General features: G+C 51.4%; 2 rRNA genes. Both read left to right on the top strand.

Annotated elements, in window-relative coordinates:
• Positions 1–58: 58 nt before the first annotated feature.
• Positions 59–1,586, top strand: a 16S ribosomal RNA gene (locus DG046_RS09540).
• Between the two features lie 219 nt (positions 1,587–1,805).
• A 23S ribosomal RNA gene (locus tag DG046_RS09535) occupies positions 1,806–4,628 on the top strand; the annotation flags it as partial.

Genomic DNA, 4,628 nt, shown 5'->3' with positions numbered 1-4,628 from the left:
ATCTATAAGCTTAAAGCGGAACACAGTCAGTGGATCCGAGCTAAGCAAACTCAAAGTTTTTATTGAGAGTTTGATCCTGGCTCAGGACGAACGCTGGCGGCGCGCCTAACACATGCAAGTCGAGCGATGAACATTGAATGATCCCTTCGGGGTGATTTCGATCGGATTAGCGGCGAACGGGTGAGTAACGCGTGAGGAACCTGCCTCTTACAACGGGATAGCCTCGGGAAACCGGGATTAATACCGTATAAGACTCCGACACCTCCTGGTGATGAAGTCAAAGCGTTAGCGGTAAGAGATGGCCTCGCGTCTGATTAGCTTGTTGGCGGGGTAACGGCCCACCAAGGCGACGATCAGTAACCGGCCTGAGAGGGTGAACGGTCACATTGGAACTGAGACACGGTCCAAACTCCTACGGGAGGCAGCAGTGGGGAATCTTGCACAATGGGGGAAACCCTGATGCAGCGACGCCGCGTGAGCGATGAAGGTTTTCGAATCGTAAAGCTCTGTCCTATGGGAAGATAATGACGGTACCATGGGAGGAAGCCCCGGCTAACTACGTGCCAGCAGCCGCGGTAATACGTAGGGGGCGAGCGTTGTCCGGAATTACTGGGCGTAAAGGGTTCGCAGGCGGCATGGCAAGTCCGATGTAAAAGGCGAAGGCTCAACCTTCGTAAGCATCGGAAACTGTCAAGCTTGAGTGAAGGAGAGGCAAGTGGAATTCCTAGTGTAGCGGTGGAATGCGTAGATATTAGGAGGAATACCGGTGGCGAAGGCGACTTGCTGGACTTCAACTGACGCTGAGGAACGAAAGCGTGGGTAGCAAACAGGATTAGATACCCTGGTAGTCCACGCCGTAAACGATGAGTGCTAGGTGTCGGGGGTCAAACCTCGGTGCCGCCGTTAACACAATAAGCACTCCGCCTGGGGAGTACGTGCGCAAGCATGAAACTCAAAGGAATTGACGGGGACCCGCACAAGCAGCGGAGCATGTGGTTTAATTCGAAGCAACGCGAAGAACCTTACCAGGACTTGAAATACTAGCGCCCGCTTTAGAGATAAAGTTTTTTCTTCGGAAACGCTAATACAGGTGGTGCATGGTTGTCGTCAGCTCGTGTCGTGAGATGTTGGGTTAAGTCCCGCAACGAGCGCAACCCTTACTTTTAGTTGCCAGCACGTAAAGGTGGGAACTCTAAAGGGACTGCCGATGATAAATCGGAGGAAGGTGGGGATGACGTCAAATCATCATGCCCTTTATGTCCTGGGCTACACACGTGCTACAATGGTCGGTACAGAGGGCAGCAAACGAGCGATCGCAAGCGAATCTCAAAAAGCCGATCCCAGTTCGGATTGCAGGCTGCAACTCGCCTGCATGAAGTCGGAGTTGCTAGTAATCGCGAATCAGAATGTCGCGGTGAATGCGTTCCCGGGTCTTGTACACACCGCCCGTCACACCATGGGAGTTGGCAATACCCGAAGCCAGCGAGCCAACCGCAAGGAGGCAGCTGTCGAAGGTAGGGTTAATGACTGGGGTGAAGTCGTAACAAGGTAGCCGTATCGGAAGGTGCGGCTGGATCACCTCCTTTCTAAGGAAATGCGTTCTTCCCTGCGGGGGAGAGCGAAAGATGGACAAATCTCTTATACCTTTAATTATGAATCCGCAAGTCGCGTAATCGTCTGTGCAAATCGGGCGGGATTCTATTTTTGAACCAAGACAATTGCATATACAATCAAAAACGAGAACATCGTAAAATCAAATCTTCAAATTTAAATTTAAGATTACAATTTCAACGAATAGATCGTAAGGTCAAGTTAGAAAGAGCATCTGGTGGATGCCTTGGCACCAAGAGCCGATGAAGGACGCGATAAGCTGCGAAAAGCTGTGGGGAGTGGCAAATACACATCGATCCACAGATTTCCGAATGGGGAAACCCGCTGAGACAAACTCTCAGCATTCATGCGTGAATTCATAGCGTATGAAAGGAATACCGGGGGAACTGAAACATCTAAGTACCCCGAGGAAAAGAAAGAAACCTCGATACTCCAAGTAGCGGCGAGCGAACGGGGTAGAGCCCAACTTGAGATACGGCATATGTAGCGAGCAGAACGATTTGGAACAATCGACCATAGTGGGTAACAGTCCCGTATGCGAAGTGAAGGTATGCCACTCTAAACGAGTACCACAGGGCACGTGAAACCCGGTGGGAATACAGGGGGACCACCCCCTAAGGCTAAATACTCCTTGGTGACCGATAGTGCATAAGTACCGTGAGGGAAAGGTGAAAAGAACCCCGGGAGGGGAGTGAAATAGAATCTGAAACCGGATGTTTACAAGCAGCGAAAGTGGTTTCGCACCACGATCGTGTACTTTTTGTAGAACGGGCCAGCGAGTTATGATTTTCAGCGAGGTTAAGATGTTATGCATCGAAGCCGCAGCGAAAGCGAGTCTGAACAGGGCGAAGAGTTGTAGGTCATAGACCCGAAACCGCGTGATCTATCCATGGGCAGAGTGAAGTTGAAGTAAAATTCAATGGAGGCTCGAACCGGGTAACGTTTAAAAGTTATCGGATGACCTGTGGATAGGGGTGAAAAGCCAAACGAACGCGGAGATAGCTGGTTCTCCTCGAAATAGCTTTAGGGCTAGCCTGGAAGGCAATGTCTCGGGGGTAGAGCACTGAATGGTCAAGGGACTTTACCAAGTTACCGCGACCTATCAAACTCCGAATACCGAAGACAGTATCCTCCGGAGTCAGACTATGTGGGATGAGCTTCATAGTCGAAAGGGAAACAGCCCAGACCACCGGCTAAGGTCCCAAAATTCGTGTTAAGTGGAAAAGGATGTGGAGTTACTGAGACAACTAGGATGTTGGCTTAGAAGCAGCCATACATTGAAAGAGTGCGTAATAGCTCACTAGTCAAGTGACTCTGCGCCGAAGATAACCGGGGCTAAACACGATACCGAAGCCGTGGAATCCGAAAGGATTGGTAGAGGAGCATTGTGTACGCGACGAAGCAAAAGCCGTAAGGCCTTGTGGAGTGTACAGAAGAGAGAATGCTGGCATGAGTAGCGAGAGGTGAGTGAGAATCTCACCCGTCGAAAACCCAAGGTTTCCTGAGGAAGGCTCGTCCACTCAGGGTAAGTCGGGACCTAAGGCGAGGCCGAAAGGCGTAGTCGATGGACAACAGGTGGAGATTCCTGTACCGGCAAACGCAACGAAGATGTGGGGACGCAGAAGGATAAGCGCAGCGCCCGGTTGGTGAGGCGTGCAAGCACCAAGGATGAGAAGTAGGCAAATCCGCTTCTCTTGAAGTCTGACGTGTGATGCGGATCGAAAATAAGTAGAGAAGGAGCCGAATCCATACTGCCAAGAAAAGCCACTATTCGCGTCTTGTCGCCCGTACCGTAAACCGACACAGGTAGGTGAGGAGAGAATCCTAAGACGAGCGGAAAAACCTTTGTTAAGGAACTCGGCAAAATGACCCCGTAACTTCGGGAGAAGGGGAGCCATGGAAACATGGCCGCAGTGAAAAGGCCCAAGCGACTGTTTACCAAAAACACAAGTCTCTGCGAAGTCGAAAGACGAAGTATAGGGGCTGACACCTGCCCGGTGCTGGAAGGTTAAGGGAAAAAGTTAGCGCAAGCGAAGCTTCGAACTGAAGCCCCAGTAAACGGCGGCCGTAACTATAACGGTCCTAAGGTAGCGAAATTCCTTGTCGGGTAAGTTCCGACCCGCACGAAAGGTGTAACGATTTGGGCACTGTCTCAACAAAGGATCCGGTGAAATTGTAGTAGCGGTAAAGATGCCGCTTACCCACGACAGGACGGAAAGACCCCATGGAGCTTTACTGCAGGCTGATATTGGATTTCGGAATGGACTGTGCAGGATAGGTGGGAGACGAAGAACGAAGCACGCCAGTGTTTCGGGAGTCGCCCTTGGGATACCACTCTATTCATTCTGGAATTCTAACCTACTTCCGTGAATCCGGAAGAGGGACACTGTCAGTTGGGCAGTTTGACTGGGGCGGTCGCCTCCCAAAAAGTAACGGAGGCGTTCAAAGGTTTCCTCAGCACGGACGGAAATCGTGCGAAGAGTGCAAAGGCAAAAGGAAGCTTAACTGCGACACCGACAAGTGGAGCAGATGCGAAAGCAGGACTTAGTGATCCGGTGGTACCGAGTGGAAGGGCCATCGCTCAACGGATAAAAGCTACCCTGGGGATAACAGGCTTATCTCCCCCAAGAGTCCACATCGACGGGGAGGTTTGGCACCTCGATGTCGGCTCGTCTCATCCTGGGGCTGAAGCATGTCCCAAGGGTTGGGCTGTTCGCCCATTAAAGAGGCACGCGAGCTGGGTTCAGAACGTCGTGAGACAGTTCGGTCCCTATCCGTCGTGGGCGTAGGAAATTTGAGAGGATCTGTCCTTAGTACGAGAGGACCGGGATGGACAAACCGCTGGTGCATCAGTTGTCATGCCAATGGCATCGCTGAGTAGCTAAGTTTGGAAGGGATAAGCGCTGAAAGCATCTAAGCACGAAGCCCCCCTCGAGATGAGATTTCCCTCAGTAATGATAAGACCCCTTGTAGCCTACGAGGTAGATAGGTCTCAGGTGGAAGTACAGCAATGTATG

Source organism: Aedoeadaptatus coli (genome assembly GCF_900343085.1).
GTDB lineage: Bacteria > Bacillota > Clostridia > Tissierellales > Peptoniphilaceae > Aedoeadaptatus > Aedoeadaptatus coli.
This window is presented reverse-complemented; position numbering and strand designations above follow the sequence as displayed.